General features: G+C 72.1%; 7 protein-coding genes. 1 reads left to right on the top strand and 6 read right to left on the bottom strand.

Going from position 1 to position 5,814, the window contains the following annotated elements; genetic code table 11:
- Positions 1-21 precede the first annotated feature (21 nt).
- Entirely contained in the window at positions 22-858 is an 837-nt protein-coding gene (locus ABL57_RS00220; RefSeq protein ID WP_047801444.1) for a GDSL-type esterase/lipase family protein, read from the top strand.
- Between the two features lie 97 nt (positions 859-955).
- On the opposite strand, the gene ABL57_RS00215 is transcribed toward ABL57_RS00220, so the two are convergent.
- The 6 genes from ABL57_RS00215 to ABL57_RS00190 all read right to left on the bottom strand — a co-directional run bounded on the left by ABL57_RS00215 (position 956) and on the right by ABL57_RS00190 (position 5,609).
- Positions 956-1,612, bottom strand: a complete 657-nt coding sequence (locus ABL57_RS00215) for a DUF3618 domain-containing protein (protein ID WP_047801443.1) — start codon at positions 1,610-1,612, stop codon at positions 956-958.
- A complete protein-coding gene (locus tag ABL57_RS00210) occupies positions 1,609-2,082 on the bottom strand; it encodes a phage holin family protein (RefSeq protein WP_047801442.1) in 474 nt (157 codons plus the stop codon). The genes ABL57_RS00215 and ABL57_RS00210 overlap by 4 nt, the downstream gene beginning before the upstream one ends.
- On the bottom strand, positions 2,079-2,879 hold the full coding sequence (locus tag ABL57_RS00205; protein WP_053004665.1) for a hypothetical protein: 801 nt from the start codon (positions 2,877-2,879) through the stop codon (positions 2,079-2,081). The genes ABL57_RS00210 and ABL57_RS00205 overlap by 4 nt, the downstream gene beginning before the upstream one ends.
- A gap of 138 nt (positions 2,880-3,017) precedes the next feature.
- Positions 3,018-3,956 carry an SDR family oxidoreductase gene (locus tag ABL57_RS00200; protein ID WP_047801441.1) on the bottom strand — a complete coding sequence of 313 codons (939 nt, stop codon included), beginning with the start codon at positions 3,954-3,956 and terminating at the stop codon, positions 3,018-3,020.
- Positions 3,957-4,090: 134 nt separating this feature from the next.
- Positions 4,091-4,903, bottom strand: a complete 813-nt coding sequence (locus tag ABL57_RS00195) for an alpha/beta fold hydrolase (RefSeq protein ID WP_082157125.1) — start codon at positions 4,901-4,903, stop codon at positions 4,091-4,093.
- A 97-nt stretch (positions 4,904-5,000) separates the two neighbouring features.
- Positions 5,001-5,609 (bottom strand): superoxide dismutase family protein, encoded by a 609-nt coding sequence (locus tag ABL57_RS00190; protein WP_047801440.1) that lies wholly within the window; start codon positions 5,607-5,609, stop codon positions 5,001-5,003.
- Between the last annotated feature and the right edge of the window lie 205 nt (positions 5,610-5,814).

Below are 5,814 nucleotides of genomic sequence, written 5' to 3'. Positions count from 1 at the left end.
CCCCCCTCGAAAGGTCCCCGCATGCGCGCACTCCCCGCCCGACGCACCGCCAGCACCCTGGCCGCGGCCCTCGCCCTCGCCGGCGTCGGCGCCTCTCCCGCCGCGGCGTCCCCGCGCACGGTCGACGTCGTCAATCTCGGCGACTCCTACTCCGCGGCCTTCGGCACGGGCGGCCGGCAAGAGGTCGAGGGCCTGCCCGGGTGCTACCAGGGAACCGGGGAGGACCACATCGACAAGCTGGCGAGCCGGCCGCGCGTGGACGTGGCCCTGGACGCGGCGTGCGCGGGGTTCACCACCACGCAGGTGCGGGGGATCGTCTCCGTGCCGCTCGTGGCGGACGCCCTCGCCGAGGCGGAGCTGGTGACGCTCACCATGGGCGGCAACGACATCCACTGGGGCGACTTCATCCGGGCCTGCAGCGCTCCGGCCGAGGCGGTCGCCGGGCCGGTCGCGTGCGACGTCATGCTCGCCCAGGCCCCGCGGCTGATCGCCGCCGCGGCGGCCTCCGCGGCCGCCACCGTGGACGCGATCGACGAGGAGACGGACGGACGCGTGGTCGTGCTGGGCTATCCGCACCTCCTCGACGAGCGGCAGGACAGCGCGCTCGTCTCCGCGGAGCGCGCCGCCCAGCTCAACGCCTGGACGGACGAGCTCAACGCCGCCCTCGCCGCGCGGGTCGAGGCCGAGGGCGCCGTCTTCGTGGACGTCACCGACCGCTTCCGCGGCCACGGGGTCGGGTCGGAGGACTCGTGGATCCTCGTCGACCCCGGGAGCTCCCACAACCTGCACCCGACCGAGCAGGGGTACCTGTCGGGCTACTACCCCGGTCTGATGAGCCAGGTCGCCCGGGCCCGCTGACGGGTCTGCCGACCACGACGAGGGCCCCGGATCAGCGATCCGGGGCCCTCTCGTGGTGCCGGGGCACCACACCGGCCGCGCTGCGGCCGGTCACGCCTCAGGCGTTCTTGGTCTCGTCCTTGACGGACTGCGCCGAGCCCTGGGCGGAGGACTTCAGCTGCTGCGCCTCGTCCTGGCCCTGCGACTTGACCTCTTGCGCGCCGGAGCTGGCGGTCTCCTTGACGGACCGCGCCGCGTCCTTGGCCGGCTCCTTGAGGTCCTGGGCCACCTCCTGGGCCGCGTCCTTGGCGGACTCGACCGCGTGCTGGGCGTGGGGCTGGACCCGGTCCGCCGCACCGGCGACGAGCTCCTGCTCCTTCTGCGTGGAGGGCAGCAGGGAGCCGACGAGCCAGCCCGCGCCGAGGGCGATCAGACCGGCGGCCAGCGGGTTGCCTCGGGTCTTGGCCTTGGCGGTGGCGGGGGCATGCTGCACACCCTCCCGCAGGTCACCGGCGCGCTCCTGCACGCCGTCCCGGAGATCGCCCGCACGGTCCTGCACACCCTCCTTGAGGTGGCGGCCGTGGTCGGAGGCGTCGTCGGAGGCTCCCATGACGCGCTCGCGCACGCCCTGCATCTTGCCGCGGACCTTGTCCTTCTGGCGGTCCACGACGCGCTCGGGGGTCACCTTCTCGGCGACGGCGTCGACGTCGGAGCCGAGTCGAGCGCGCGTGGCCTCGATGTCGGCACGGATCTGTTCGGGGTTCTGCTGGCTCATCGGGTCTCCTTCTTGGAAGGCTTCACTGTCTCCGGGATCTCGGTGACGGTCTCGCGGGTCAGGGGCAGGGGGTCCTGGGCGGCCTCCGCCATCTCCTGCTTGCCCTCGTTGAGGTTCTTCTTGCCCAGGGCTGCGAGGATGCCGGCGATGACGGCCCAGACGACCGCCACGATGACGGCGGACCAGGTCAGGCCCACCAGGTTGCCCAGGCCCCACATGAGGGCGATGGACAGGAACAGCAGGACGAAGTGGCCGGCCACGCCGGCCCCGGCGAGCATGCCGGCGCCCTTGCCCGTGTCCTTGGCGGACTGCTTGGCCTCCTGCACGGCCTGGGTCGTCTCAGCCTTGGCGAGGGCGATCTCCTGCTGGATGAGGGTGGAGAGGTTGGTGCTCAGCGACTTGAACATCTCGCCGAGCGACTCGTGCTCCGCCCTGTTCTCGGCGTCGGAAGGGGGAATGGGATGGCTCATCGACGGTCGCCCTCCTGGTCGGGGTAGACGGTGCCCGGCACGCGGTCGGTGTAGGTGCGGGCGGCCTCGCCCTGCTCGTCGGAGCGGTAGGCGTAGGGGTCGCCCGGGGTGTAGCCCGAGGTCTCGGTGGCGGTGAGGTTCCGGTCGTAGGCCTGGTCGTAGACGGCTCCGGTCCCGACGCCGCCCGTGGTGCCCTGGTTGGAACCACCGCCCTGCTGCCCGCCGACGCCGAAGTACTCCTTGGCGCCCTGGCGGTCGGTGGGGACCTCGTCGCTGTCCTTCACGCCGCGGGTGGTGCGGCCGGCGAGCAGGCCGATGCCGGCGGCCACGGCCAGGAAGGTGCCCGGACGGCGGGCCGCGAAGCGCCGGACGTCCTCGAGCAGGTCCTTGGCGTCTTTGTTCTCCAAGGAGGAGGCGAAGGAGTCGACCCGGCCGGACACGCTGCCCAGCAGACCGGTCACGTAGTCGGACTCGGGCTTCTCGCCCCGGGAGAGCGCGTTGATCTCGTCGCTGACGGAGCGCACGGTGGAGGCGATGCGTTCCTGCTGGGGCTTCACCTGGTCCTTGAGCTCGCTCCGGAGCTGACCCATCAGGTCCTGGGCCTGGTGGGTGGCCTCCTCCTTGACGGCCACGGCCTGGTCCTTGGCCGTCTCCTTGACGCGCTGGCCGGAATCGGCCGCCTCGTTCTTGAGCTGCTGCGCCTCGGCCTTGCCCTGCTCCGCCGCGACGTCCTTCTTGGACGTGGTGCCGGTGTCGGCCGCGTGGCTCGCCGAAGGGTCATAGGGGTTCGTGGTCATGATTCCGCCTTTCTACAGCACTTGATAAGTTCGCTGAGTATGCGAGCTGTGCCCAGAGTATGTCGTGGACCCGGTCTCGCCAAGCACTTCCCCCGGGTGGCGCGACGTCGGCCGCGACCCGCCCCGGGAGAACAGGTCTCACGGCGACGGGCTGCCGCCGTTGACGTTGAGCGTCTCGCCGATCACGTAGCTGGACTCGGGGGAGGCCAGGAACACGTAGGCCGGGGCCAGTTCGGTCGGCTGGCCGGCGCGGCCGAGGGGGGTCGACTGCCCGAACTCCGGGAGGGCCTCCTTCGGCTGCCCGTCGGAGACCTGCAGCGGCGTCCAGAACGGGCCGGGCGCCACGGCATTGACCCGGATCCCCTTGGGCGCCAGCTGCTGGCCGAGGCCCTTCGTGAAGTTGTTGATCGCCGCCTTCGTCGAGGCGTAGTCGAGCAGGTCCGGCGAGGGCTGGTAGGCCTGGATCGACGTCGTGTTGATGATCGAGGCCCCGGCGGGCAGATGCCGCAGCGCGGCCTTGGTGATCCGGAACATCGCCAGGATGTTCACCGTGAAGGTGTCGGTCAGCTGGTCGTCGCTCAGGTCCTCGAGGCTCTCGACGGCAACCTGCTTGCCGGCGTTGTTGACGAGGACGTCCAGTCCGCCGAGTCCGTTCACGGCGTTCTCGACGAGGGCCTCGCAGAAGGCCTTGTCCGTCAGGTCGCCGGGCAGGAGGACGGCCGTGCGGCCGGCCTTCTCGATGATGCCCTTCACGACCTGCGCGTCGGGCTCCTCGTCGGGCAGGTAGTTCAGGGCGACATCGGCACCCTCCTTCGCGAAGGCGATGGCCACCGCCGCTCCGATGCCGGAGTCCGCACCGGTGATCAGGGCCTTCCGGCCCACGAGCCGGCCGGTGCCGCGGTAGGAGAACTCGCCGCGATCGGTCTTCGGCTCGAGCTCCACGTCCAGGCCCGGCTCGGGCTGGTCCTGCTCGGGCGGCGAGAGAACGGGATAGCGGGTCACCGGGTTCTGCAGGGTGAGCTGATCCGTCGACTCCTGGTGGGCGTCCTCGGGACCGCCGTTGCTGGTCTCACTCATGTCCGCTCCTTTCGTCGTGCACTCGTGTTACATCAGCATACTGAGTAATCGCGCACAACGACAGTGGTTCACCCTCCGAGAACACGGCGGCCCGCCACCCGGGTCGCGATCTCGTACGGTTCCCGCCGGGTCGTTCAGTCGGCGAACCGCCGCAGGAAGGCGCGCAGGGCGTCGTCGAACGCGGCGGGCTGCTCGAGGTTAGGCGTGTGGCCGGCCCCGTCGATGACCACGAGGTCCGCGTCCGGGGCCAGGTCCGCCATCCGACGGCCCGCCCCGCCGTCGAAGACGTCGTCCGCGCCCACCACGACGAGCACCGGGATCCGGACGCCGCGCAGCACGTCGCTGAGGTCCTGGCGCTCGGCACGCCCGCGCATCGCCGCGGCCGCCCCCTTGGCGGGCGCGTTCCGGAGCATCGCGAGCACCTCCGCCGCCACCCCGGGGCACGACTCCACCGTCGCGTCGGCGACCATCCGGCCGAGCACGCTGCGCCCGTAGGTCTCCATGCCGCCGGCCAGGATGGCGTCGGCCGTGCTGTGCCGGCGCCGCCTGCCGTCGCGGTCCTCCGCCTCGGGCACGGTGTCGACGACGACGAGGCCGCGGACTCGTCCCGGATGCCGCCGGACCAGCTCCATGGCGATCTGCCCGGACATCGAGAAGCCGACCACCACCGCGGCGGGAACCCCGAGCTGGTCGAGCAGGCCGGCGACGTCGTCGGCGAACTCCTCCGTGTAGACGATCCCCTCCGTGATCCCGGACTCGCCGAAGCCGCGCAGGTCCGGGGCGACCACCCGCCAGCCGAGCTCGGAGAACACCTCGACCTGGCGCGCCCACATGCTCCGGTCGTAGGCGTGTCCGTGCAGCAGGAGCAGCACGGGGCCCTCGCCCCGGTCGGTGTAGGCCAGGGTGACGTCATCGATCCGGGCGGCGGACGAGCGGGCATCGGACACGGCGGGGAACTCCTTCCACGGACCGGCGGCTACAGCCCTTCCAGCGTAGCCACTTCTCCCCCGCCGGACGGGCGTATTGACGTCACAGGAGCCGCACTCACTCGACCACCCCGCAGGCCTGTCGGGCGCCGGCGTCGCCCGTGCGCAGCGTGGTCCGGTCGGGCCCCGCGGGTGCGTAGCGCTCCGGCACGTTGGCGAAGTTGTCGGGCCCGGAGTGCAGCATCACCGCGCTGCCGTCCTCGTCGGCCACGAGGTCCTCCACCCGGAAACGGTCCGTGACGGTCGTGAGGAAGCCCAGACCGTCCTGGGTGACGTAGACGCTCGGAAGGTCCCCGGTGTGGTCCGGGTGGTCCGCGGCGTCGCCGCCGAGGTGCCCGCCCGTGGACAGGAAGTCCCCGGTGGTCCCCGGATCACCCGGGGCGGAGCTGTCCGGCTCGCACAGCCCGGTCCCGTGCACGTGCAAGCCGTAGAACCCGGGGTCGAGACCCTCCACCTCGGCCACGACCTCCGTGCCGGCGGAGACCTCCGAGAACTGCACGGTGCCCACCTCGGCGCCCTCCGCGTCCCGGAGGACCGCCTGAGAGGCCGCGCCGGCCTCCGCGGCGGCCGTGCTCTCCACGACGACGACGTCTCCGCCCCCGTCGCCGCAGCCCCCCAGGAGCAGGGCTGCCGGCACCGCTGCCGCCGCCAGAACACTTCGCCGCATGGCTCCCCCTCGAGACCGTCGGATCCGCGTTCTCCGACGATAGGCCGACGACGGGCATGGGGAAAGGCCCCGCACCGGTTCCGGTGGGGGCCTGGGGGGTGTCGGTGGCGTGGGGGCCGGTGCGGCAGGTCGGTGTGGGCATGGGGAAGGGCCCCGCACCGGTTTCGGTGGGGGCCTGGGGTGTCGGTGGCACGGGGGCCGGTGC

Source organism: Kocuria sp. SM24M-10 (assembly GCF_001027955.1).
GTDB classification, from domain to species: domain Bacteria; phylum Actinomycetota; class Actinomycetes; order Actinomycetales; family Micrococcaceae; genus Kocuria; species Kocuria oceani.
Note: the sequence above shows the minus strand (reverse complement) of the source record. Positions and strands in the feature narration are given on the sequence as shown.

Excerpts from the sequence above, each read along its gene's own strand:
- ABL57_RS00220 (WP_047801444.1), top strand. The coding sequence starts at position 22 with ATGCGCGCACTCCCCGCCCGACGCACCGCCAGCACCCTGGCCGCGGCC.
- ABL57_RS00215 (WP_047801443.1), bottom strand. The coding sequence starts at position 1,612 with ATGAGCCAGCAGAACCCCGAACAGATCCGTGCCGACATCGAGGCCACG.
- ABL57_RS00210 (WP_047801442.1), bottom strand. The coding sequence starts at position 2,082 with ATGAGCCATCCCATTCCCCCTTCCGACGCCGAGAACAGGGCGGAGCAC.
- ABL57_RS00205 (WP_053004665.1), bottom strand. The coding sequence starts at position 2,879 with ATGACCACGAACCCCTATGACCCTTCGGCGAGCCACGCGGCCGACACC.
- ABL57_RS00200 (WP_047801441.1), bottom strand. The coding sequence starts at position 3,956 with ATGAGTGAGACCAGCAACGGCGGTCCCGAGGACGCCCACCAGGAGTCG.
- ABL57_RS00190 (WP_047801440.1), bottom strand. The coding sequence starts at position 5,609 with ATGCGGCGAAGTGTTCTGGCGGCGGCAGCGGTGCCGGCAGCCCTGCTC.